The organism is Pseudomonas sp. S30 (genome assembly GCF_016518545.1).
GTDB lineage: Bacteria > Pseudomonadota > Gammaproteobacteria > Pseudomonadales > Pseudomonadaceae > Aquipseudomonas.
The window spans coordinates 45501-68851 of sequence record NZ_JACVTO010000014.1 but is presented as its reverse complement, the minus strand read 5'-3'; the positions used below and the strand labels follow the sequence as shown (position 1 = coordinate 68851).

Genomic DNA, 23351 nt, shown 5'->3' with positions numbered 1-23351 from the left:
ACCGGCCATGTTAACCCATTGCACGGCGACCAGGCTCGAACCACACCCGGGCGTGTCGAGCGTCCGGCGTCAGGCAGGTACGCCCAGCAGCACCATCGAAGGATGGAATTGCACCCGCAGCTCGCTGCCTGCCGCCAGCGCCTGCTGGCGCAGCCAGGACGGCTCGGCGAAGGCGCACAACGTCTGGCCGTTGCCCAGCGCCAGGCGCAATTCGGTGCCATCGGCCTGCTCGGCCAGCAGTTGCTCCAGGCGCACCCGCAGGCAGTTGCTGCCGGGCTCGGGTCGATCCGTGGCCGCCAGGGGCTTCACCCAGCCGGCCTTGAGCAGCGCCACGACCGTGCGGCCCGGCGTCAGCTCCAGGCGCTCGGTGCTATCGGGCGTGATGAGCGCATCGATGTGCAGCCCGCCGCCCAGTGCCAAGGTGACCCGGTCATGGCGTCCCTCCCGGCACAGCGCGCTGACTTGCCCGCGCAGCTGGTTGCGCGCACTGGTACGCAGCATCAGGCGCCCGAGCAGGTCCAGGTCGCCCTGTTCTTCGGCCGATTCGAGGATTTCCTGATGCAGCACCTGCAACCGTTGATAGAGGCGCAGCACCCGCTGGCCTTCGGCCGACAGCCGCGCACCGCCGCCGCCACGCCCGCCGGCACTGCGCTCGACCAGCGGCTGGGCGGCCAGGTTGTTGAGTTCGTCGATGGCGTCCCAGGCGCTCTTGTAGCTGATCCCTGCCGCCTTCGCCGCCGCCGTGATCGAGCCCTGCTCGGCGATGTGCTGCAGCAGGCCGATGCGCTGCGGCCGGCGCAGGATGTGTTGGGCGAGCAGGGCAGGCAGGGACATGAGCAGGCAACCATGAACGTGATCCTGCGAACGTTGCCTTCGCCGCATGGGAATCGTCAAGCCTGATCAGGGCGCGGCGTTCGCGCCAGGCAGTAGACATCGACACGGCGTGCGCCGGCCTCGCGCAGCAGCCCGGCCAGGGCGCGGGCCGTAGCGCCGGTGGTCAGCACGTCGTCGACCAACGCCACGTGTCGCCCGCGTACCTCGGCCTGCGCAGCCAGTGCGAAGGCCTGCTTCAGGTTGTGCCAGCGCGCCTTGGCATCGAGGGTTTGCTGCGCGAGCGTCTCGCGAGGACGCAGCAGCCAGTGCTCCTCGCACGGCAGGCGCAACTGCGCAGACAGCCAGCGCGCCAGCATGCCGGCCTGGTTGAAGCCACGCTGGCGCAGGCGACGCCTGGCCAGTGGCACCGGCAGCAAGACATCCGGCCTGGGCAGTTCCTCCTCGTAGCGATGCTGCAAGGCCTGCCCCAGCAGGTGCGCCAGCAGCCGCCCCAGTGGCCACTGGGCGCGGTGCTTGAAGCGGCTGATGGCGGTGTCCAGCGGAAACCCGAAATGCCAGGGCGCGACCACCTGCTCGAACGGTGGCGGACGGCGTTTGCAGGGCCCGCAGGTGAGCCCGCGCATCGGCAGCTGCAGGGCGCAGCGCGAGCAGTATTCGTCGAGCCAGGGCAGGTCGTGTTCGCAGGCCGTGCACAGCGGATACGGCTGACCGGCAGGCGCGTCGCACAATAAACACATGTGATTACTATTTAACCACTTGTTAACCAGCTGCTTCAGTCGTGGTTGACAGTCCATGGGCCTTCCCTGACTATTCGCCTCATCCGTGATGCGCTGGCGGCTTCGCTGTCCCGGCGCCTGTCAGAGCCTAGATAAGGAAACGCCGATGAGCGCCAGCGCATATGCAACAACACGTCACGACTGGTCCCTGGACGAAGTGCGGGCGCTGTTCCAGCAACCGTTCAACGACCTGTTGTTCCAGGCGCAGACCGTGCACCGCGCGCACTTCGACCCCAACCGCGTGCAGGTGTCCACGCTGCTGTCGATCAAGACCGGCGCCTGCCCGGAAGATTGCAAATATTGTCCGCAGTCCGGCCACTACAACACCGGGCTGGAAAAGCAGAAGCTGATGGAAGTGCAGAAAGTGCTGGAGGAGGCCGCTCGGGCCAAGGCCATCGGCTCGACCCGCTTCTGCATGGGCGCGGCCTGGAAGCATCCTTCGGCCAAGGACATGCCCTACGTGCTGGAGATGGTCAAGGGCGTCAAGGCCATGGGCCTGGAGACCTGCATGACCCTGGGCAAGCTCGATCAGGAGCAGACCCAGGCCCTGGCCCAGGCTGGCCTGGACTACTACAACCACAACCTCGATACTTCGCCGGAATTCTACGGCAGCATCATCACCACCCGTACCTACAGCGAGCGTCTGCAAACCCTGGCCTACGTGCGCGATGCAGGGATGAAGATCTGCTCCGGTGGCATCCTCGGCATGGGCGAGTCGCTGGACGACCGCGCCGGCCTGCTGATCCAGCTGGCCAATCTGCCCGAGCACCCGGAGTCGGTGCCGATCAACATGCTGGTCAAGGTCGCCGGCACGCCGTTGGCCGACGAGGCCGACGTCGATCCGTTCGACTTCATCCGCATGCTCGCCGTGGCGCGCCTGCTCATGCCCAAGTCCCACGTGCGGCTGTCCGCCGGTCGCGAACAGATGAACGAGCAGATGCAGGCCCTGGCCTTCATGGCCGGTGCCAACTCGATCTTCTACGGTGAGAAGCTGCTGACCACCGCCAATCCCCAGGCCGACAAGGACATGCAGTTGTTCGCGCGTCTGGGCATCAAGCCCGAGGCCGGTGAAGAGCATGCCGACGAAGTGCACCAGGCCGCCATCGAACAGGCCCTGGTGGAGCAACGCAGCAGCGAATTGTTCTACGACGCCGCTTCGGCCTGAGCATGGCCTTCGATCTGGCGGCGCGCCTGGCCGAACGGCGCGCGGCGGAGCTTTATCGGCAGCGGCCTCTGCTGCAAAGCCCGCAAGGCCCCGAAGTGGTGGTCGACGGCGAGCGCCTGCTGGCCTTCTGCAGCAATGACTACCTTGGCCTGGCCAATCATCCCGAGGTGATCGCCGCCTGGCGTGCCGGTGCCGAGCGCTGGGGCGTGGGCGGTGGCGCGTCGCATCTGTTGATCGGCCACAGCAGCCCGCACCATGAGGTCGAGCAGGCCATTGCCGACCTGACCGGTCGTCCCCGCGCGCTGCTGTTCAGTACCGGCTACATGGCCAACCTGGGCGCGATCACGGCACTGGTGGGGCAGGGCGACACGGTGTTGCAGGACCGCCTCAACCACGCCTCGCTGCTCGACGGCGGGCTGCTCAGCGGCGCGCGTTTCAGCCGTTACCTGCACAACGACGCGACCAGCCTGGCGAGCCGCCTGGGCAAAGCCTGCGGCGACACGCTGGTGGTCACCGACGGTATCTTCAGCATGGACGGTGACCTGGCCGACCTGCCGGCGCTGTCTGCAGTGGCCCGCGCCAAAGGCGCCTGGCTGATGGTCGACGACGCCCACGGTTTCGGCACCCTTGGCGCCCAGGGCGGCGGCATCGTCGAGCATTTCGGCCTGGGCCTGAGCGAGGTGCCGGTGCTCATCGGCACCCTCGGCAAGGCGTGCGGCACCGCCGGTGCCTTCGTCGCCGGCAGCGACGACCTGATCGAGACACTGGTGCAGTTCGCCCGGCCCTACATCTACACCACCAGCCAGCCCCCGGCGCTGGCCTGCGCCACGCTCAAGAGCCTGCAACTGCTGCGCCGCGACAACTGGCGCCGGGAGCACCTGGCTGCGCTGATCCGTCAGTTCCGCGAGGGCGCCCGGCAGATCGGCCTGACCCTGATGGACAGCCCTACGGCGATCCAGCCGATTCTGGTGGGCGACTCGGCGCGGGCCCTGGCACTGTCTCGGCAACTGCGCCAGCGCGGCCTGCTGGTGACCGCGATCCGCCCGCCCACGGTGCCGGCTGGCGGTGCCCGCCTGCGAGTGACCTTGAGTGCGGCGCACAGCGAGGCGCAGGTGCAGCTATTGTTGAATGCATTGGCCGAGTGTCATGCACAGCAGGAGTGCGCCGATGCGTAACCGATTGATCCTTCTACCCGGCTGGGGGCTGGGCACCGCTGCACTGCAACCCCTGGCCGCCAGCTTGCGCGCCCAGGACCCGCGCCTGCAGGTCGAGCTGGCGCCGCTGCCGGAACTGGCCGAGAGCCGCGTGCAGGACTGGGTCGACTTCCTGGACCGCAAGCTGCCCACCGATGCCTGGCTTGGCGGCTGGTCCTTCGGTGGGATGCTCGCCAGCGCCCTGGCGAGCAAGCGCGGCGATCGCTGCTGCGGTCTGCTGACGCTGGCCAGCAACCCCAGTTTCGTCGCACGCCGCGATTGGCCCCACGGCATGGCCGAAGACACCTTCGGCACCTTCCTCGATGGCTGTCGCAGCCATCCGCAGGTCACCCTCAAGCGTTTTCGCAGCCTGTGCAGCGAAGGTGCGCAACAGCCGCGGACCCTGCTGCGCCAACTGGGCATCGGCGTGCCGGACACCGACCCGCTATACCTGGCAACCGGCCTCGAAGTGCTGGCGCAACTCGATACCCGCCAGGCCCTCGAACAATATTGCGGGCCGCAACTGCACCTGTACGCCGGCAACGATGCCCTGGTGCCGGCCGATGCCGCCAAGGCCCTGAGCGAATGGCTGCCCGACGTCGAAGTCGGCCTGGTCGAAGACAGCGCCCACGCCTTCCTGCTGGAATACCCGCAGGAACTGGCATCGGGCATCAAGCGTTTCCTGCATGAGAGTGGCGATGACTGATCTTTCCGGTCCGCCGCTGCCCGGCGCCTTGCCCGACAAGCGCCAGGTCGCGGCCTCCTTTTCCCGCGCAGCCGCCAGCTACGACAGCGTGGCTGCACTGCAACGCGATGTCGGCCAGGCACTGCTCGCCCTTGTGCCGAGCGCGCTGAGGCCGCAGCGCTGGCTCGACCTGGGCAGCGGTACCGGGCACTTCAGCCGGGTTCTGGCCAGCCGTTTCGACCAGGCCGAAGGCATGGCGATGGACATTGCCGAAGGCATGCTGGCCCATGCTCGAAAGCAGGGCGGGGCGCATTACCATGTGGCCGGCGATGCGGAGCGTCTGCCCCTGCGCGACGACAGCTTCGAGCTGATCTTCAGCAGCCTGGCGCTGCAGTGGTGCGAGCCGTTCGCACGCGTGTTGGCCGAGGCCCAGCGGGTACTGAAACCGGGTGGTGTGCTGGCCTTCAGCAGCTTGTGCGTCGGCACGCTCGAGGAACTGCGCGCCAGTTGGGAGGCGGTGGACAGCCAGGTGCACGTCAACCGCTTCCGCCGGTTCGAGGACTACCAGCGCCTGTGTGGCGACAGTGGCCTGCAGGTGCTGGCGCTGGAGCGGCGCGCCCACGTCCTGCATTACCCCGCCGTGCGCGACCTGACCCACGAGCTCAAGGCCCTCGGCGCCCACAATCTCAACCCTGGGCGTCCGTCGGGCCTCACCGGGCGTGCACGTATGCAAGGCATGCTGCAGGCCTACGAAGGCTTGCGTGAACGCTGCGGGCTGCCAGCCACCTATCAGGTGGTGTACGGCGTGCTGCGCAAGCCCCAGGAGCGCTGACATGGCCCATGCCTATTTCATCGCCGGCACCGATACCGACGTCGGCAAGACCACCATCGCCGCCGGACTGCTCGCTGCCGCCCGTCGCAAGGGCTGGAGCACCCTGGCGGCCAAGCCGGTGGCGTCCGGCTGCACTTCGAGCGCCCAAGGGCTGCGCAACAGCGATGCCCTGGCGCTCATGGCACAGAGCTCCATCGTGCTGCCCTACGAGCAGGTCAACCCTTACGCCTTCGAGCCGGCCATCGCACCCCATGTGGCCGCCCGGGAAGCGGGAGTGCTCCTTGAAGTGGGCGCGCTGCAAACCGCCATGCAGGACCTGTTGGCTCACCAGGCCGATTTCACCCTCGTCGAAGGCGCGGGCGGCTGGCGTGTCCCGCTGTCCGCCCAGGCCAACCTGTCGGACCTGGCCATCGCTCTGAAGCTACCGGTGATCCTGGTAGTCGGCGTGCGCCTGGGTTGCATCAACCACGCCGTGCTCAGCGCTGAAGCCATCGTCCGCGACGGCTTGCCACTGGCCGGTTGGGTGGCCAATGTCGTCGACCCGCACATCTCGCGCCTGCAGGACAACCTCGACAGCCTGGTCGAACGCCTGCCGGCACCCTGCCTGGGGCGCGTGCCCTGGCTTGAAAGGGCCACGGCGCAGACGGTAGCCGATGATCTGCACCTGGAGCTGCTGAGCTGAACGGCAGAATGCCCTGCGTCTATCAGATGGCATCGGGCTATTAGCGTTTTAAACGGGCCTTTTCGCCGCCAGACTGGTTTAATCAGTGCTCGCACCTCAGTCCTTCATCCGGAGTCCTGACATGGAAATCAACGGCAGCTCTGCTTACTACGCAGGCCTCGGCGCGATCCAGAACGGTCAGAACCGCGTGGATCAGGCCGCCCAACAGATCGCCCGCGACAGCGTCGAGCGGTCCTCCCCTAGCCAGTCCACCGATTACCAGGACGAGCGCCTGCGTGCCGTCGACCGCAGCCAGCAGCTCGACCTGGCCACCAGTACCGTGCAGCTCGCACTGGGCAAGCACGAAGTCGAATTGGGCGCGAAAGTGGCCAAGGCTTCCGACGAAATGCTCGGTCGTCTGATCGACACCTACGCTTGACCCCTCCCTGCCAATGTCGCCGCTCTTGCGGCGCATTGCGCGTGTCCGTTAATGGCCGAATCGCCATCTTTCGCGGCAAAAACGCCACCATGGCCTTCCTTGACAAGCGTCTGGGCTAAACGTAAGTTTCAAACACCTGTTTGACCGAAAGCCGGCAAGAGCTGGTCGGTGCCTGCGGTCCATACCCAATCAGCCCAGAGGTTCATCGCCATGCCTGAATACAAAGCCCCCTTGCGTGATATTCGCTTCGTCCGCGACGAGCTGCTCGGCTACGAAGCGCACTATCAGAGCCTGCCGGGTTGCCAGGACGCCACCCCGGACATGGTCGATGCCATCCTCGAAGAAGGCGCCAAGTTCTGCGAACAGGTGCTCTCGCCGCTGAACCGCGTCGGCGACCTGGAAGGCTGCACCTGGAGCGAGTCGGGCGTGAAGACCCCCACCGGCTTCAAGGAAGCCTACAAGCAGTTCGTCGAAGGCGGCTGGCCAAGCCTGGCCCATGACGTCGAGCACGGCGGCCAGGGGCTGCCGGAGTCGCTTGGCCTGACCCTGAGCGAAATGGTTGGCGAGTCGAACTGGTCCTGGGGCATGTACCCCGGCCTGTCCCACGGTGCGATGAACACTATCTCAGAGCACGGCACGCCCGAGCAGCAGGAGGTCTACCTGACCAAACTGGTGTCCGGCGAGTGGACCGGCACCATGTGCCTGACCGAGCCGCACTGCGGCACCGACCTGGGCATGCTGCGCACCAAGGCCGAACCCCAGGCCGATGGCAGCTACAAGGTATCGGGCACCAAGATCTTCATCTCGGCCGGCGAACACGACATGGCCGACAACATCGTCCATATCGTTCTCGCTCGCCTGCCCGACGCGCCCGCTGGCACCAAAGGCATTTCGCTGTTCATCGTGCCCAAGTTCCTGCCCGACGCCCAGGGTGGCATCGGCCAGCGCAACGGCGTGAGCTGCGGCTCGCTCGAGCACAAGATGGGCATCCATGGCAACGCCACCTGCGTGATGAACTTCGACGGCGCCACCGGCTACCTGATCGGGCCGGCGAACAAGGGCCTGAACTGCATGTTCACGTTCATGAACACCGCGCGCCTGGGCACTGCCCTGCAAGGCCTGGCGCATGCCGAGGTGGCCTTTCAGGGCGGCCTGAAATATGCCCGCGAGCGTTTGCAGATGCGCTCGCTCACCGGCCCCAAGGCACCGGAGAAGGCCGCCGACCCGATCATCGTGCACCCTGACGTGCGCCGCATGCTGCTCACCATGAAAGCCTTCGCCGAGGGCAATCGGGCGATGGTGTACTTCACTGCCCAGCAGGTGGACATCGTCAAGTACAGCCAGGACGAAGAAGCGCGCAAGAAGGCCGACGCCCTGCTGGCCTTCCTTACGCCGATCGCCAAGGCCTTCATGACCGAGGTGGGCTTCGAAGCTGCCAACCATGGCGTGCAAATCTATGGCGGTCATGGCTTCATCGCCGAATGGGGCATGGAGCAGAACGTACGCGACAGCCGCATCTCCATGCTGTACGAAGGCACCACCGGCATCCAGGCCCTCGACCTGCTCGGGCGCAAGGTGCTGATGACCCAAGGCGAGGCGCTCAAGGGCTTCACCAAGATCGTGCACAAGTTCTGCCAGGGTCAGGAAGGCAACGAGGCCACCCAGGAGTTCGTGCAGCCACTGGCGGCGCTGAACAAGGAGTGGGGCGAGCTGACCATGAAGATCGGCATGGCGGCCATGAAGGACCGTGAGGAAGTGGGCGCCGCGTCCGTGGACTACCTCATGTACTCCGGCTATGCCTGCCTGGCGTACTTCTGGGCCGACATCGCCCGCGTGGCCGCCGAGAAGCTGGCTGCCGGCAGCGGTGAGCAGGCCTTCTACACCGCCAAGTTGCAGACCGCGCGCTTCTACTTCCAGCGCATCCTGCCGCGCACCCGCGCCCATGTGGCGGCGATCCTGTCCGGTGCCGACAACCTCATGGCGATGAAAGAAGAGGACTTCGGTCTGTCGTGCTGACAGATAAAGTCCTGTGAAACCCAGACGCCTGCCCCCTTCGGCAGGCGTTTTTTCTCAAGAAATCGAAGCCGCTTCGCTTTCGCCGGTATGACGTTGGAACCTCCAGCGCGGCGCGCTAGTCTCTTTCTGAGAACCTACCCAGGAGAGACTTGCATGGACTTCATCCGCATCATCATCGCCATCCTTCTGCCGCCGCTGGGCGTGTTCCTTCAGGTCGGGTTCGGTGGCGCCTTCTGGCTCAACATCCTGTTGACCCTGCTCGGCTACATTCCAGGTATCGTGCACGCGGTGTATATCATCGCCAAGCGCTGAATCCTGCCGGGGCCCTCAAGGGCCCCGGTTCACGTCGTGCCATCCAGTACCCGGCGATAGAACAGCCATTCCTGCTCCAGGGCATGTGCAAGATTCGCGGCCTGGCGAAAGCCGTGGCGCTCGCCCGCGTAAAAATGTCCTACTGCATTGATACCATTGGCCTGCAACGCAGCGAGCATGCTGCGCGTCTGTTCAGGCACTACCACCGCATCCAGTTCACCCTGGAAGAAAACCACCGGCGCCTTGATCCGCGCGGCATGCAACAGCGGCGTGCGGGCTCGATAGCGCTCGGCATCCATCACCGAATCGCCGATCAGCCAGTCCAGGTAGTCGCCTTCGAACTTGTGGGTGGCCTTGCCCAAGGTCAGCGGATCGCTGACGCCATAAAGGCTGGCGCCGCCTCGGAAGACTTCCGAGAAGGCTAGCGCACACAAGGTGGTGTAGCCCCCGGCGCTACCACCACGGATGAACGCCTGGTGTGGATCGATCAGGCCGCGCTCGGCCAGGTAAGCGACCACCGCGCAGGCATCCTGCACATCGATTTCCCCCCAGCGCAGGTGCAGTCCCTGGCGATAGGCCCTGCCGTAGCCCGTGCTGCCGCGGTAGTTGAGGTCGGCCACGGCGAAGCCGCGCTGCGTCCAGAACTGAATGCGCGGATCGAGCACCGGATAGCAGGCCGACGTAGGGCCTCCGTGGATGAACACCACCAGCGGCGGCGGGTTCTGCTTCCCGGACGCGGGATAGAAGAAACCGTGGGCCAGCGCGTCGCCGCTCGGGTAGCTGATCGGTTGAGGCAGGCTGATGCACGCCTCCGGCAGCACCTGAGCGCCTCCGGCCAGGACGCGGGTGCCGGAGCCGTCACGGGCGATGGCCAGCACGGCGGTCGGCCGGGTGGCAGAAGCTGCCAGGGCATAGACATGCTGTTCATCCAGGGCCAGGCTGCGAAACCGCGTGTAGGTCTCGGCGAAGGTGTGCACGTTGTCTGCCTGGCGCAGGCCCAGGCGGGCGAATCCGGCCTCGAACCAGGTGGCCAGGTAGTGCTGCGGGCCCAGCGCGAGCCAGGTACAGGCACCCAGTTGCCAAGGCGCCGCAGCATGATCGGCGGTCTCGGCCGGCAGCGCTTGCCAGTGACCATCGATCTCGCCCCAGGGCTGCCAGAAACCCTGGCGGTCGGACAGGCAATACAGGCGCCCCTCGGCGTCGAAGCGCGGCTGTTGCAGCGACTCTTCCTGCCCGGCGATGCACCGGGCCGCTTCCCATCGCCCCTCGGTCGAGCGCTCCCGACACATCAAGCGCGTCCGGGTCCAGGGCTGTGCAGGGCGGTCCCATTCGATCCAGGCCAGGCGACGGCCATCGTCGCTAAGTGTCGGCGCGGCATAGAAATCGGCGCCTTCGGCCAGCACGTCGCGGCGCTGCGCGCTCAAGGCGATGAGTCGATGTTCCACCGACTCGCCATGGTGCTCCTCGACCGCCAGCACCTGGCCTGCGTGCCAGACCAGGTCACCGAAGCGGCAGTCCGGCGCAGCGGTGAGCGCCTGGGGCAGCGAACCGTCGAGCGCTTGGCGATAGACCTGCTGATCCTGCTCGTTGACGAAGAACACCGCGTCCGGCGCCAGGCAGAAGCTGCCGCCGCCATATTCGTAGACCCGGCTGCGCACGCTGAAGCCGTCCGGCGTCAGGCACTGGGCCTGCTCATGACGCCAGTGCCAGATCCGGCAGGCGCCGTCGGCGGGCCGAAACTCGTTCCAGAACAGCCCCGCTTCGCCTAGCGCGAGTTCGGCGAAATCGGTTCCGGCGGCGACCGCCTGGGCGGCGCTGAACTCAGCCACGGACGATGACACGGGAGTTGCGCTCGTTGCGGAAGGTCATTTGTTCGATGTTCATCTGAGCCGTCTGCGCCTCCTCGCGGGCCTTGAGGATGATGCCGTGATCCGGCGACTTGCTGCACACCGGGTCGGCCTTGCTGGCATCGCCGGTGAGCATGAAGGCCTGGCAGCGGCAGCCACCGAAGTCCTTTTCCTTTTCGTCGCAGGAGCGACAGGGTTCGGGCATCCAGTCGTAGCCGCGAAAACGGTTGAAACCGAAGGAGTCGTACCAGATATGTCGCAGGTCGTGGTCGCGCACGTTGGGGAACTGCACGGGCAACTGCCGCGCGCCATGGCACGGCAGGGCGGTGCCGTCCGGCGTGACCGTCAGGAACAGGCTGCCCCAGCCGTTCATGCAGGCCTTGGGACGCTCTTCGTAGTAATCCGGGGTAACGAAGATCAGCTTGCAGGGGTGGCCTTCGGCCTTGAGCCGGTCACGGTACTCGTTGGTGATACGCTCGGCGCGTTCGAGCTGCTCGCGGGTGGGCAGCAGGCCCAGCCGGTTCAAGTGCGCCCAGCCATAGAACTGGCAGGTGGCGAGCTCGACGAAGTCGGCCTCCAGCGCCAGGCACAGCTCGATGATGCGGTCGATCCGGTCGATGTTGTGCCGGTGAGTCACGAAGTTCAGCACCATGGGATAACCCTGCGCCTTCACCGCGCGGGCCATCTCCAGCTTCTGCGCGAAGGCCTTCTTCGAGCCGGCCAGCAGGTTGTTGACCTGCTCGTCGCTGGCCTGGAAGCTGATCTGGATGTGGTCCAGTCCAGCCTGGCGGAAGGCGCTGATCTTCTGCTCGTTCAAGCCGATGCCGGAGGTGATCAGGTTGGTGTAGAAACCCAGGCGCCGGGCTTCACGGATGAGCTCGGCCAGGTCCTGGCGCACCAGCGGCTCACCGCCGGAAAACCCGATCTGCGCCGCGCCCATTTCCCGCGCCTCTGCCATCACCTTGAACCACTGTTCGGTGCTCAGCTCCTGGCCCTGCCTGGCGAAATCCAGAGGGTTGGAGCAGTACGGACACTGCAGCGGGCAGCGATAGGTCAGCTCGGCCAGCAGCCACAGCGGCAGGCCGACAGGCACTTCAGGCGAGGACGAGCCAGTGTTCGGCACGGGCCACCTCCATGAACTGCTCGATATCCTCGGCCACCTGAGGGATGCCGGGGAACTGCTGCTCCAGCTCGGCGATGATGGCCGCGACCGAACGCTGGCCGTCGATCAGCCCGCCGATCAGGCCGGCGCTGTCGTTGAGCTTGATCATGCCTTCGGGATACAGCAGCACATGGCCCTGCTGCGCCGGCTCGTACTGGAAGCGGTAGCCCGGGCGCCAGGTGGGCGTGAGGTTGCGGTCCAGGCTCATGGCGCGATCCCCTTGTGCCAGACGCGTTCACTCGTGACGCTGTGATAGGGCGGGCGGTTCAGTTCATAGGCCATGCTCATGGCGTCGAGCATGCTCCATAGGATGTCGAGTTTGAATTGCAGGATCTCCAGCATGCGCTGCTGACCCTCGACGGTGGTGTAATGGGCCAGGGTGATCGCCAGCCCGTGCTCGACATCTCGACGCGCCTGACCTAGGCGTGTACGGAAATACTCGTAGCCGGCCGGGTCGATCCACGGGTAGTGCTGCGGCCAGCTGTCCAGGCGCGACTGATGGATCTGCGGCGCGAACAGCTCGGTCAGGGAACTGCTGGCCGCCTCCTGCCAGCTGGCGCGGCGCGCGAAGTTGACGTAGGCGTCGACGGCGAAGCGCACGCCGGGCAGCACCAGTTCCTGCGAGCGCAGTTGCTCCGGGTCCAGCCCCACCGCCTGCCCCAGCCGCAGCCAGGCCTCGATGCCGCCATCCTCGCCCGGTGCTCCGTCGTGGTCGAGCAGACGCTGAACCCATTCCCGGCGAATTTCGCGGTCCGGGCAGTTGGCCAGGATGGCCGCGTCCTTCATCGGAATGTTGACCTGGTAGTAGAAGCGGTTGGCTACCCAGCCCTGGATCTGCTCACGGGTAGCGCGGCCTTCGTACATCGCCACGTGGTAAGGGTGATGGATGTGGTAATAGGCGCCCTTGGCGCGCAGGGCCTGCTCGAACTCGGCAGGTGACATCGGCAGTGCGTCGCTCATGGGGCCTCCTTACAGTTCGATGCTCATGCCATCGTAGGCGACTTCCACACCCCGACGCACCACCTCGGCACGTTCCGGCGAATCTTCATCGAGGATGGGGTTGGTGTTGTTGATGTGGATGAGCACCTTGCGCTGGCGCGCGAAGCCGTCGAGCACTTCGAGCATGCCACCGGCCCCGTTCTGCGCCAGGTGGCCCATCTCGCGGCCGGTGCGGGTGCCAACGCCACGGCGCTGCATCTCGTCGTCTTCCCACAATGTCCCGTCGACCAGCAGGCAGTCGGCGCCGTGCATCATCTCCAGCAGCGCGGCGTCCACCTGGCCAAGGCCGGGCGCATAGAACAGCTTGCCGCCGGTGCAGGTGTCCTCGACCAGCAGGCCGAGATTGTCGCCGGGGTGCGGATCGAAGCGATGCGGCGAGTAGGGTGGTGCGGCGCTGCGCAAGGGGAAGGGCGTGAAGCGCAGGTTCGGGCAGGCCGGGATCACGAAGCTGCCTTGCAACTCGATGCGATTCCATTGCAAGCCGCCGTTCCAGTGGCTGAGCATGGTGAACAGCGGGAAGCCGGTGCTCAGGTCCTGATGGACCATGTCGGTGCACCAGACCTGGTGCGGGCAGCCTTCGCGCAGGCTCAGCAAGCCCGTGGTGTGGTCGATCTGGCTGTCGAGCAGTACGATCGCGTCGATACCGGTATCGCGCAGCGCGCGGGCCGGCTGCATCGGCGCGAAGGCCTGCAACTGGGCGCGGATGTCAGGCGAGGCGTTGCACAGGATCCAGTGCTCGCCGTCGTCCGACAAGGCGATGGACGATTGCGTGCGGGCCGTCGCGCGCAGGCTGCCCTCGCGAAAACCCTTGCAGTTGACGCAGTTGCAGTTCCACTGGGGGAAACCGCCACCGGCGGCGGAACCGAGAATCTGGATATACATGGCTACTCTCTTGCCGGACGACCCTGTCCATGAAACGAAAACGCCCCGGCGGGCCGAGGCGTTGCACTGCAGCGCTGCTTAGCGGTTGGCGAAGTACATGGTGACTTCGAAGCCGATGCGCAGGTCGGTGTAGGCCGGTTTGGTCCAGGTGGTCATGGTCGCACTCCTTCGGAATGAAGTTGGGGTATCTACTTGGGCGCCGGCTGACACGAGAGGTTCAATCGGCTGGGGTGGCGCTATCTTACAAGAAATAAAATGTACGCAATGGTTAATTCTGGGAAAAGCGCCATTGCACCATAGGTAACAATTCGCGCTCAGGCGTGCCGGTCATCGACCTGCCAGCCGTCGCTCGGTGCCTCGCTGGTGGCCAGGCATAGCCAGCCGTGCTCCGCATTGAGCAGGCTTTTCAGCAATCGTTCGAGCATGAACTGATCCGTTTCGAGAATAGACTGACGCAGGTAGGAAAGGTCGGATGGCTCTGTAGCCAGATATGTCTGCCAAGCCCACTCAGCCACTTCGGCGTTGGGCATCGCCGGCTCGGTGAATCGTGCCGCCAGTCGGTCCCGTTCCTGCGCATCGAGCACTACCCCCTCTTCCAGCAAAGCCATCAGGTGCTCGAGAATCCTTGCCGGTGAGGTGTCGGGAGACTGCACGCCGACCAGCAGCCCGCCCAGTCCTTCGACCTGGTGAAAGGCGCTGAACACCGCATACCCCAGTTGCAACTCTACCCGCAGACGCTGATAGACACGCCCCTGCAACGCCTGGGCAAGCAGGCGCCCGGCGCCCTGTGCGCAGGCGGGCACCGGGCAGAACAGCAGCAGGGCATGTTCGCTGCCTGATGTCGGACAATGCAGCCAGCGCCGACCGAAACCGTGGGCATGAGGCGACGCAATCGCTGAAGGTCGGCCAGGTGCCTGCATCAACATGGCGCTCAGCGCCGCGTGTCCCTGGGTATCGAAACCCAGCGCCAGGCCAGTGCGGGTCGTACCGCTCCAGAGCAGGTCGAGCCTGGCCTGATCCCAGCCATTTTTCATCGCGGGTGACTCTGCTCGCGCGAGCAGTGCATCCGGCAGCGCCTTGAGCAGTGCACGAATTGGCATCTGTGGCGGATCGTCCTGTAACGGCGAGTCGAACAGCGCTGCTGGCGGCCGTCGAAGGATGTCCAGTGCCAGCGCCGTGCCGCGAATCACCGCTGCCGGCATGCCGGCGCAACGCAGTTGCCAGTGCCCGGCGCTGCGGCTGAAATCCAGTTGCAGCGACGCACGCTGCGCCCGCTCGACCACCGGCAACAAGGCCTGTGAGAGCACTTGGTAGAACGGCTCGCCCAGCGGCGTGTCTGCCTGCCACCGCAGGTAGAGCGTGGCGAAGTCGCGTGTGCTGGGCAAGGCATCGCTGCGACACACCTCGGTCCCACCCACGTCCCGAGCCTCCGGCAATCGGGGGTCGAGCAGGGGCTCGTCGAGCGGGGCGCATCGGGCGCCGGGGGCGCCCGCCGGTAGCGATTCGAGCAGCGCCTGCAGCGCGATCAGCCCATGATCATCGAGCGCCGCGAACGGCATGCCGGCACTGTCTCGCCGCGCCAGCTCCAAGGCGCTCGCCGCGCGTTCTCGGCTGCGTTGCAATTGGCCGAACTGTCGATTGAGGGCCTGAAGGTCAGCCTGGCGCAAGCCGGCCAGCCAATCGTGCAGCGAGGCCTTGAGTTCATCCAGCGGGACCTGGTCATGCACGCGCAAGCGCAGGTGCCACAGCAGCTGTCCGGCGTAGGCGTACAGCTTCTCAGTGTGAAAGCCGCGGACCCAGCCGCGCCCGCGCACGTGGTCCAGCCAACCGCCGGGACGGCTGTCGCTCAGGCATGACCACAGCAACTCCAGCGCAGGTTCCGCGCCGGGCGGCAGCCGCTCATGGGCGAACAGCAGGTCCAGGCGCCCCCCCGCAGCCGTAGGCTCGAGCAAGGCACGCTGCAGCAGTGCAGGCGGCGCGACGCGTACCTGTGTTTCGCCGCCAGGCAGGCACTGCGCAAATCGCCGAGCCACTGTCTCCAGTGCGTCGAGCGATTGCGGCCCGCAGAGGCTGAGGCTGATCTGTCCACCGTGGTAGAAGCGCGTGTGAAAATCCTCCAATGCGCGCTGAAAGGCGGGGTCGGCCAGGGTCAGGCTGTAGCGATTGCCGGCATGAAAGCCGCTCAGGGGGTGTCGCGGCGACACGCTTTGCAGCAAGCGATACTGGTGCTGCGCATCGGCATCGCGCGACCAGGCGATGAATTCGGCGTGGATCACCTCGCGCTCGCGCCGTTGGCGTTCCAGCCCCAGGTCCGGCTCGGCGAGCATCTGGCACAGGCGCTCGAGCGCCGAGTCGAGCGCGGTCGTCGGCACTTCGAAGAAGAAGTCGGTGGTGCGTTCGCGGGTGCTGGCGTTGACGTGTCCGCCGACGCTCTGCACATACCGCATCAACCCGTCTTCGAGCGGGAAGCGCGCCGTGCCGAGAAAGAACAGGTGTTCGAGAAAGTGCGCGAGCCCCGGCCATTTGGGCGGCGCGTCGTGGCTGCCGGCATGGACGCGCAGCGCCGCAGCACTGCGCTTGAGACGTGGCGCGTGACGCAGGGTCAAGTGCACGCCGTTGTCCAGGGTGAGGGTGCGCAGAAGGTCGGTCATGACGCCATGCTAGCGCATTTGCCTGGCCGCAGCCTGCGCCTGTCAGTCACGAACGCCGTGAAGGTCCTGGCGAAGGTCGTCCAGATAGGGAAATGCCTCGCGCCCCGTCTGCACCTGCGCGTGCTCGATGTCGGCCAGCAACAGGCAGGGCGCGTCACCGCCCAGGGCGAGCAGGCTGCCATCCGGCGCCACGATGCTGCTCTGCCCGCAGTAGCGGAGTTCGCCTTCGCTCCCGCAATAGTTGGCATACACCAGGTAGCACTGGTTTTCCTGGGCGCGTGAACGCACCGTGACCTGGCAGACGAAATCATACGGCGCCATGTTGGCCGTCGGCACCAGGATCAATTGCGCGCCCGCCAGTGCGAGACGCCGGGCGTTCTCGGGGAATTCGATGTCGTAGCAGATCAGCAGGCCGACCTGCCAGCCATCGAGCTCCACCACCGGGCAAAGCTGCTCGCCAGCGCTGAACTGGGAGCGGTCCAGCTCGCCGAACAGATGCGTCTTGCGGTAGTTGCACAGGCTGCGGCCCTGGGCATCGATCAACTGCACACTGTTGAAGATCGCACCGTCTTCGCTGCGCTCCGGGTAGCCGTAGACGATCGCAAGGCCCTGCTCGCGGGCGATGGCCTTCACCGCATCGGCCGAAGGCCCCGCCACCGGCTCGGCCAGGCGCTGCACGGCCTGCGCGCCCAGGTTGTAGCCGGTCAGGAACATCTCCGGGCACACCAGCAGCCGCGCGCCCTGGACGGCGGCATGCCGCGCCCGAGCGTGCAGGCGCTGAAGATTGCCGAGTACATCCAATGGGCCTGGGAGGTCCTGGCACAGGGCGATGCGCATGGGCAATTCCTCCAGCGGTCAGTCGGGCAGGGCAATGGGGCCGATCTCGGCGAATACGTCGCCAGGGCCTGGGTTATCCGCGTGGGTCTTGCCCCCGAAGTGGTTCATGATACCCCACACCGCATTCAGCGAAGTCTGCACCGCGCCTTCCACCCAGGCCGGTGTCCAGGACACGTCGTCGCCCGCGATGAAGATGCCCCGTTGCTCGGTCGGCAGGTCCTGCTGCATGAAATGCGCGTACATGCGCTGGTTGTAGCGATAGTGACCCGGCAGCGCACCCTTGAAGGCACCGAGGAAATAGGGGTCGGCTTCCCAGGAAATGGTGATCGGGTCACCGATGATATGCCCGGCGATGTCGGTTTTCGGGTAGATCTTCTTCAGTGCTTCGAGTGCCAGTTGCACGCGTTTTTCGGTAGGGTGCGGCAGCATCTTCAGCGCATCGCTCATCCAGGCGTACGACAGGCAGATCACTCCCGGCTTGTCGTCGCCGTTGTCGAACAGGTAGGTGCCGCGGGTCAGGCGATCGGTGAGGGTCATGCTCAGCAGGTCGCGCCCGGTTTCCGGGTCCTTGTCCTTCCAGAACGGACGGTCGACCATGACGAAGGTCTTCGACGACTGCATGTAGCGCGTACGGTCCAGGGCCATCCACATCTTCTGCGAGAACAGCGATTCCTCGCAGTCGATCTGCGTCGTCAGCAGCCAGCTCTGGCAGGTGGTTAGCACTGCCGCGTAATGCCGGCAATCGCCATAGGTGTCGGTCACCGCCAGGCGCCCGTCGCTGGCGCGGGCGATACGCTTGACCCCGGCACGCGGCGCGCCACCGTGCAGTGATTTCAGGCTGGTGCCCGCCGGCCAGTGCGCCGCGCGTGCCGGCGCGTGCCGCCAGATGCCCTGGGGCACCTGCTCCACGCCGCCGACGACCAGGTGCTGGTGATCGTCGCAGTTGGTCATCACCACCCGGAAGATCTCCAGCATCGAGTTGGGAAAATCCGAATCCCAGCCACCGGTGCCGAAGCCGACCTGGCCGAATACCTCACGATGCTGGAAGCTCAGCTTGGCGAAGGCCTTGGAGGTGGCGACGAAGTCGTAGAAGGTGCGGTCGTCCCACAGGGGCACCAGCTTGTCCCACAAGGCTTTCAGGCGCGGCACGTCACGCTCGCGAATCGCCTGCTGGATTTCACCGAAGCGCGCGCCATCCTCCAGCGCGTCGGCCCAGGCATCGGCCACCTCATGGAACATCGCTGGCAGATCGGCAGGCGTCTCGGCGTAGTAGGTCTGGCCTTCCAGATCGATCACCGTACTCGGTGAAGCCGGCGTCAACGGGTTGGGGAACGGCCGTGTTTCCAGGCCGAGCTTGTCGACATAGTGATAGAAGGCCGTGGACGACACCGGAAAGCGCATGCCACCCAGTTCGGCGACGATGGCATCGGTGCCGTTGAACGCCTGCGAGCGCAGCCGCCCGCCGAGCTTGGACGCCTCGTAGACCACCGGCTTGAGTCCCAGCTTCATCAGCTCGTAGGCCGCCACCAGGCCAGCGATGCCTGCGCCGACGATGGCCACCTCTTCACCGTGTCGCTCGCTCGGAATGCTGCCCAATCCGGCCGGGTGTTCCAGCCAGTCATCGAAGGCGAACGGAAAATCTGGCCCGAAGATGGTGATCGGCGGCTTGCCGTCGGCGGGGTGGCGGTTCTTCTTGTTCATCGGATGACCTTGCCAGAGCGGCTGCGCAGAGATGCGGAGCCTGAGTTAGGAAGTGACTGGCGGTCATTTTAAACGCAAGCGACGCTCGCTATTAAGATCAATACCGTCGTCGTAATAGCTTGATTCTCGTCTTAATGACGGGTTCCCTGCGCAAAATGACCGATTCACACCGCGCCGCGGCGATCGACCTTGCTGCTGAGAATGATCGAGGTTGTGGTCTTCTCGACGCCTTCCAGGCTGCCGATCTGGTCCAGCAACTGGTCGAGCTGCTCCGACGAGTCGCTGAGCAGCCAGGCGACGTAATCGAATTCCCCGCTCACCGCACACAACTGCTGTACCTGCCCCATGCCCGACAGCCGCCGTACCACCTCGCGCCCGGCGCGCGGCTGCACCTTGATCCCCACATAGGCCTGCAACCCTCCGCCGGTCAGGCGCTGGCCCAGACGCACCCCGTAGCCGGTGATCACCTTGTGCTTCTCCAGCCGCGCCAGGCGGGAGGTGACCGTGGTCCGCGCGATGCCCAACTGACGAGCGAGCGTCGCCACGCTCTCGCGGGCGTTGATTTGCAGGAGCGCGATGAGCTGACGGTCGATGTTGTCCAGGGGGAGGCTGTTGGGCATGGGGTAGGCGTCGGAGATGGATGGCATTGATTATCCCGAGGGTTTCTGGGGTGATCAATCGCTGTGGAGCGGCTTGGCAGCGACTTCTCCGCTGTAACCCCTTAGCCTATCCTTTGGCGGGTATCACCGTGCTCCATAATCTGGGGAGAAAGTCATGGACCAAGGTTCGATTTTTCAGAGTAAGCGTAGTAACGCCGCCAGACTTCCCAAGGCCGTCGCGCTACGTAACGACGTCAAACGAGTAGACACCTTCGTATTGGGGCAGGCCAGAATCATCACGCCTGCTGGTGAATCGTGGGATAGCGGTTTCGATAGCGAAGGTGTGACCGAAGATTTCATGACCAAGCGAGGTCAGCCTTCGAAGCAGGAGCGTGAGTCTTTCTGAGGCTCAGGTTCATGTCTGCTACCCATGCACCTTCACGATCAGGAACTGCCTTCGACATGCTGGGAGGGCTTCATTCGAGATCACGGTGCTGATGTGCATCAGCCTGCTGGCTTTGATGGGGCTTATTTCCCAGGCGGAAAAGTCATCCAACCCGGAGCGCAACCTGACCAATGTCGAGGCGTTCGCCGCGCGCCTGGACGTACTCGATTATGACTCCGCTGCCGCCGCGCACACCGGCCAGCTTCGCGCCGAGCTTGCCAAAGCGGGCAGGCAAATTGGCCCATACGATCAGATGATCGCAGGGCACGCTCGGTCCAGAGGTCTGATCATCGTTACCAACAACCGCCGGGAGTTCGAACGCGTAACCGGCTTGAGGGTCGTGGATTGGGTAGGTGAGTGAAATGCAGGCGATTGAGGGATCTGACGGCGCGCCGGACATGAGAAGGTAGGAAGCAGACTACGCTTTTCGCTAGGCGAGGAGAGCCATTGAGCCGAATAGCACCCATTATTCGGCTCATTTGGTGAGCCGAATAATGGGTGCTATTCGGCTCACGACCCGTGACGGCGCGAGCTTCCGGGAAACGAGCGACTTTGACGGTGGACTCGGACGTGCATCTCCAAAACGCAAAAGCCGCGCAATGCGCGGCTTTCGAATTGGTGGGCCCACACGGACTCGAACCGTGGACCAAAGGATTATGAGTCCTCTGCTCTAACCAACTGAGCTATAGGCCCCAGAGGTCGGCCAGGATTATAACGAGGGTTGGCCATCGGTGCCATCCGAAAGATCCGTTGGTGCTATACACAGGAAGCGCTCGGCGAACCGGTCTGGCGGCAACGGCAAGCTGACGATGTAGCCTTGGATCTGTTCGCAGCCTTCCCCCGCCAGGAATCGCTCCTGAGCCTCTGTCTCCACCCCTTCGGCGATCACCGTCAGCTGCATGCTGCGTCCCAGCGCGATGATGGCCCGGGCGATGGCGGCGTCGTGCGGGTCGTCGGGCAGGCCGCGGATGAAGGACTGATCGATCTTGAGGATGTCCAGCGGCAGCCGCTTGAGGTAGCTCAGCGACGAATAGCCGGTGCCGAAGTCGTCGATCGCCAGCTGCACGCCCAGCGCCTTGAGCTGATGCAGGACGGTCAGCGCTTCCTCGGCCTGGCTCATGATGAAGTTCTCGGTGATCTCCAGTTGCAGGTCGCCTGCGTGAAGTCGATAGGTCTGCAGCAACTGCCGGATGCGCTGCGCCAGGTTCGGTTGGCGCAACTGAGCACCGGCCAGATTGATCGACAGGGGCCCGAAGGGAGCATAGGCCTGTTTCCAGTGATGCATTTGCCGGCAGGCTTGCTCCAGCACCCAGTCGCCCAGTTGCAGAATGCTGCCGTTTTCCTCCGCCAGCTGGATGAACTGCTCCGGCGGCACTTCGCCAAAGGTCGGGTGATTCCAGCGCACCAGCGCTTCGGCGCCCACCAGTGCCTGGGTCCTGAGGCTGAACTTGGGCTGGTAATACAGCGACAGCTCGTCACGCTCCAGCGCACGGCGCAGTTCGTGTTCCAGCAGGATCCGTTCGCTGGCCTGGGCGGTCAGGTCCAGGGTGTAGCTCTCGACCCGGTTGCGACCCTTGGCCTTGGAGCGGTACATGGCCGCATCGGCGTTACGGATCAAGGTGGCGACGTCGCTGCCATCCTGCGGGTAAAGACTGATGCCGATGCTGGCGCTGGTGAAGAATTCGTGTTCGCCGGCCTGCACCGGCGCGTGGAAACAGGCCAGCAGCTTGCAGGCGATCGCACTGGCATCGCACGGCCGATGCAGGCCGGGCAGCAGGATGATGAACTCATCGCCGCCCAGGCGCGCCACGGTGTCGACGTCGCGTACCTGCTCCTTGAGCCGCTGGGCGATGCCCTTGAGCAGCAGGTCGCCCACTGGATGGCCCAGGCTGTCGTTGATGTGCTTGAAACGGTCGAGGTCGAGAAACAGCACGGCGCCCTGCCGATTGGGCGACTGACCACTGGTCAGCGCCGCCTGTAGACGACTTTCGAACAGCGACCGGTTGGGCAGGCCTGTCAGCGGGTCATGATGGGCCTGGTAGTCGAGCTCGGCCTGGGCATGCTTGAGGCTGGAGATGTCGGCGAACACCGCGACGAAGTGGCTGATCGCCCGGTCGCGATTGCGTACCGCACTGATGGTGAGCCAGCTGGGATACAGCTCGCCATTCTTGCGTCGATTGCAGATCTCTCCCTGCCAGTGGCCCTCGGCGGTGAGCTGATGCCACAGCGCGGCGTAGAACGCGCTGTCGTGCTGGCCGGACGCGAGCAGCCGGGGCGTCTGGCCCAGGGCCTCCAGTTCGCTGTAGCCGGTAATTTCACTGAAGGCCCGGTTGACCGCGCTGATACGCTGCTCGGGGTCGGTGATCAGCACGCCCTCGGCGGTGTTTTCGAACACCGTGGCCGCCAGTTGCAGTTTCTCCTGCATCAGGTGGCGCTCGGTGATGTCCCGGGTGATCGTCAGCATGCAGTCGGTATCGCCGATGGGCAGCGGACGGGCGGACACCTCGCACAGACGGATCTGACCATCCTGGCGGCGTATGTGGCAGCTGAAGTCGCGCACGAAGCCGTCGCGGCCGAGCCGCTCGACCAGCCGCGCACGTTCGTCCAGGTCGGCCCAGATGCCCAGGTCCAGGCTGGTCTGATCGAGGCTGGGATCGATGTCGTAGCCGGTGAGGCGCCGGAAGCCCTCGTTCACCTCCAGCAACAGGCCGTCGCGCTGACGCGAAAGCAGCAAGCCATCGGGCGAGGCATGGAAGGCCTTGGCGAACTTCTGCTCGGACAGGCGCAACGCTTCCTCGGTGCGCTTGGTTTCGCTGATGTCGATCATCAGGCCGCGCACCAGGGGCCTGGGGCCGTGGCCGATGATGCTGACGATGTTGCGTACCCACAACGGCTGTCCGTCGGCTCGTATCACCCGATAATCCAGGCTGTGGTCGCGCCCGGCCGCTGTTTCTTCGTCACAGTGGCGCTGCACCCAGGGCGCATCGTCAGGGTGCAGAATGCTGCGCCAGAAGCCCGGCCTCAACCAATCACGCTGCGCATAGCCCAGCAGGTCTTCGGCGTGGGGCGAGACATAGCTGTAGGTGAAATCGCTGGCGTCAGCCTCCCAGGCCACCGCCGACAGGCTTTCGATCAGGCCGCGGTAATGGTACTCGCTGCTGCGCAGTTCCTGCTCGAGGCCGATACGTCGGGAAATTTCCGAGCTGAGCCGGCGGTTGATTCGCAGCATGGCGAAGAGAATGGCCAGGACGATGGTCAGCGCTGGCAAACCATACGTCAACGAACTACGCCAGGCGGGCGGGTCCCCATGGCCCG

22 protein-coding genes, 1 tRNA gene and 1 pseudogene are annotated in these 23351 nt (G+C 65.2%); 10 read left to right on the top strand and 14 right to left on the bottom strand.

Annotation, left to right across the window (positions count from 1 at the left end; all coding sequences use genetic code 11):
* Positions 1–69: 69 nt before the first annotated feature.
* Both IAE34_RS16315 and IAE34_RS16310 read right to left on the bottom strand, forming a co-directional pair.
* Positions 70–834, bottom strand: a complete 765-nt coding sequence (locus IAE34_RS16315; RefSeq protein ID WP_200139992.1) for a TOBE domain-containing protein — start codon at positions 832–834, stop codon at positions 70–72.
* A 56-nt stretch (positions 835–890) separates the two neighbouring features.
* Complete coding sequence (locus IAE34_RS16310) at positions 891–1628, bottom strand: ComF family protein (protein ID WP_200139991.1); 738 nt, start codon at positions 1626–1628, stop codon at positions 891–893.
* Between the two features lie 88 nt (positions 1629–1716).
* Between IAE34_RS16310 and bioB the strand changes: the two genes are divergently transcribed.
* The 8 genes from bioB to IAE34_RS16270 all read left to right on the top strand — a co-directional run bounded on the left by bioB (position 1717) and on the right by IAE34_RS16270 (position 8913).
* The gene (gene bioB, locus IAE34_RS16305) at positions 1717–2775 is read left to right on the top strand and encodes a biotin synthase BioB (protein ID WP_200139990.1); all 1059 of its coding nucleotides are present in this window, start codon (positions 1717–1719) and stop codon (positions 2773–2775) included.
* Positions 2776–2777: 2 nt separating this feature from the next.
* Positions 2778–3950 carry an 8-amino-7-oxononanoate synthase gene (gene bioF / locus IAE34_RS16300; RefSeq protein WP_200139989.1) on the top strand — a complete coding sequence of 391 codons (1173 nt, stop codon included), beginning with the start codon at positions 2778–2780 and terminating at the stop codon, positions 3948–3950.
* Positions 3943–4674: an alpha/beta fold hydrolase gene (locus tag IAE34_RS16295; RefSeq protein ID WP_200139988.1), complete on the top strand. Its 732-nt coding sequence runs from the start codon at positions 3943–3945 to the stop codon at positions 4672–4674. Before bioF ends, IAE34_RS16295 begins: the two co-directional genes overlap by 8 nt.
* A complete protein-coding gene (gene bioC, locus IAE34_RS16290; protein WP_200139987.1) occupies positions 4667–5485 on the top strand; it encodes a malonyl-ACP O-methyltransferase BioC in 819 nt (272 codons plus the stop codon). Before IAE34_RS16295 ends, bioC begins: the two co-directional genes overlap by 8 nt.
* Position 5486: 1 nt before the next feature.
* Entirely contained in the window at positions 5487–6167 is a 681-nt protein-coding gene (gene bioD / locus IAE34_RS16285; RefSeq protein ID WP_200139986.1) for a dethiobiotin synthase, read from the top strand.
* A 121-nt stretch (positions 6168–6288) separates the two neighbouring features.
* Complete coding sequence (locus tag IAE34_RS16280; RefSeq protein ID WP_200139985.1) at positions 6289–6585, top strand: pyrroloquinoline quinone biosynthesis protein PqqE; 297 nt, start codon at positions 6289–6291, stop codon at positions 6583–6585.
* A 210-nt stretch (positions 6586–6795) separates the two neighbouring features.
* The gene (locus IAE34_RS16275) at positions 6796–8601 is read left to right on the top strand and encodes a phenylacyl-CoA dehydrogenase (protein ID WP_200139984.1); all 1806 of its coding nucleotides are present in this window, start codon (positions 6796–6798) and stop codon (positions 8599–8601) included.
* A 153-nt stretch (positions 8602–8754) separates the two neighbouring features.
* Positions 8755–8913, top strand: a complete 159-nt coding sequence (locus tag IAE34_RS16270) for a YqaE/Pmp3 family membrane protein (RefSeq protein ID WP_003177654.1) — start codon at positions 8755–8757, stop codon at positions 8911–8913.
* Between the two features lie 29 nt (positions 8914–8942).
* Here IAE34_RS16270 and IAE34_RS16265 read toward each other — a convergent pair whose 3' ends face one another.
* From IAE34_RS16265 to IAE34_RS16220, 10 genes are all read right to left on the bottom strand, one after another.
* Positions 8943–10754, bottom strand: coding sequence for an alpha/beta hydrolase family protein (locus IAE34_RS16265; protein WP_200139983.1), 1812 nt, complete (start codon positions 10752–10754; stop codon positions 8943–8945).
* Positions 10735–11883 carry a pyrroloquinoline quinone biosynthesis protein PqqE gene (pqqE, locus tag IAE34_RS16260; protein ID WP_200139982.1) on the bottom strand — a complete coding sequence of 383 codons (1149 nt, stop codon included), beginning with the start codon at positions 11881–11883 and terminating at the stop codon, positions 10735–10737. The genes IAE34_RS16265 and pqqE overlap by 20 nt, the downstream gene beginning before the upstream one ends.
* Positions 11855–12130: a pyrroloquinoline quinone biosynthesis peptide chaperone PqqD gene (gene pqqD, locus IAE34_RS16255; protein WP_200139981.1), complete on the bottom strand. Its 276-nt coding sequence runs from the start codon at positions 12128–12130 to the stop codon at positions 11855–11857. Before pqqD ends, pqqE begins: the two co-directional genes overlap by 29 nt.
* Positions 12127–12882: a pyrroloquinoline-quinone synthase PqqC gene (pqqC, locus tag IAE34_RS16250; RefSeq protein WP_200139980.1), complete on the bottom strand. Its 756-nt coding sequence runs from the start codon at positions 12880–12882 to the stop codon at positions 12127–12129. Before pqqC ends, pqqD begins: the two co-directional genes overlap by 4 nt.
* Positions 12883–12891: 9 nt before the next feature.
* The gene (pqqB, locus tag IAE34_RS16245; RefSeq protein WP_200139979.1) at positions 12892–13803 is read right to left on the bottom strand and encodes a pyrroloquinoline quinone biosynthesis protein PqqB; all 912 of its coding nucleotides are present in this window, start codon (positions 13801–13803) and stop codon (positions 12892–12894) included.
* A 78-nt stretch (positions 13804–13881) separates the two neighbouring features.
* Entirely contained in the window at positions 13882–13959 is a 78-nt protein-coding gene (pqqA, locus tag IAE34_RS16240) for a pyrroloquinoline quinone precursor peptide PqqA (protein WP_080754815.1), read from the bottom strand.
* Between the two features lie 158 nt (positions 13960–14117).
* A complete protein-coding gene (gene pqqF, locus IAE34_RS16235; protein ID WP_200139978.1) occupies positions 14118–16454 on the bottom strand; it encodes a pyrroloquinoline quinone biosynthesis protein PqqF in 2337 nt (778 codons plus the stop codon).
* Positions 16455–16496: 42 nt separating this feature from the next.
* Entirely contained in the window at positions 16497–17291 is a 795-nt protein-coding gene (locus tag IAE34_RS16230) for a carbon-nitrogen hydrolase family protein (RefSeq protein WP_200139977.1), read from the bottom strand.
* 18 nt (positions 17292–17309) lie between these two features.
* Entirely contained in the window at positions 17310–18992 is a 1683-nt protein-coding gene (locus tag IAE34_RS16225; protein WP_200139976.1) for a flavin monoamine oxidase family protein, read from the bottom strand.
* Positions 18993–19156: 164 nt separating this feature from the next.
* On the bottom strand, positions 19157–19612 hold the full coding sequence (locus IAE34_RS16220) for an Lrp/AsnC family transcriptional regulator (protein ID WP_200140066.1): 456 nt from the start codon (positions 19610–19612) through the stop codon (positions 19157–19159).
* Between the two features lie 154 nt (positions 19613–19766).
* On the opposite strand from IAE34_RS16220, the gene vapB reads away from it, so the two are divergent.
* Both vapB and vapC read left to right on the top strand, forming a co-directional pair.
* Positions 19767–19997 carry a type II toxin-antitoxin system VapB family antitoxin gene (gene vapB, locus IAE34_RS16215; protein ID WP_200139975.1) on the top strand — a complete coding sequence of 77 codons (231 nt, stop codon included), beginning with the start codon at positions 19767–19769 and terminating at the stop codon, positions 19995–19997.
* On the top strand, positions 19984–20397 hold the full coding sequence (gene vapC, locus IAE34_RS16210; RefSeq protein ID WP_442793203.1) for a tRNA(fMet)-specific endonuclease VapC: 414 nt from the start codon (positions 19984–19986) through the stop codon (positions 20395–20397). Before vapB ends, vapC begins: the two co-directional genes overlap by 14 nt.
* A gap of 255 nt (positions 20398–20652) precedes the next feature.
* Here the strand turns inward: vapC and IAE34_RS16205 are convergent.
* Positions 20653–20729: transfer RNA gene (locus IAE34_RS16205), tRNA-Ile, on the bottom strand.
* A gap of 16 nt (positions 20730–20745) precedes the next feature.
* Positions 20746–23310, bottom strand: a pseudogene (locus IAE34_RS16200) (sensor domain-containing protein); the annotation flags it as partial.
* Positions 23311–23351: the final 41 nt, after the last annotated feature.